Genomic DNA, 443 nt, shown 5'->3' on the forward strand with positions numbered 1-443 from the left:
GACGGCGGCCTCGGCGCGGGCGGTCGCGGCGCGGCGCTCCGGTCCGGCCTCGGTGCCCGCGGCGCGCTCCAGCGCGGCCTGCACACCCGGGTCGCAGAACTGGGAGATGTTGAACCCGCCGCCGCAGCCGAAGTCGCTGGCCAGGTAGGCGACGGGGTCGCCGGAGTCGAGCACGGTCGCGCGGGACAGCACGAACGCGTCGAACGCGCCGTCGAGCGCGTCGGCCTCGATCGCCGCGTACTCGCGCACGTCCTGGGTGACGACGAACCCGGCCGCCTCCAGCTGCTGCTCCAGCAGCACCGCGACCTCGGGCAGCTCGCTGCGGTCGGTGAAGGTGCCCAGCGTGATCGGCACGCCGCGCACCGCCGCGGGCGCGGGGCGGGCGGCGAGCGCCTGCGCGTAGGAGGGGTCGTCGCGCAGCGGCGCGGCCCACGGCAGCGCGG

At 77.9% G+C, this 443-nt stretch carries 1 pseudogene; it reads right to left on the reverse strand.

From position 1 onward, the window contains the following. Positions 1 to 443: pseudogene (locus GTW08_RS13265) on the reverse strand (ABC transporter substrate-binding protein); the annotation flags it as partial.

Source organism: Pseudonocardia sp. SID8383, from assembly GCF_009864975.1.
Classification (GTDB): Bacteria; Actinomycetota; Actinomycetes; order Mycobacteriales; family Pseudonocardiaceae; genus Pseudonocardia; species Pseudonocardia alni.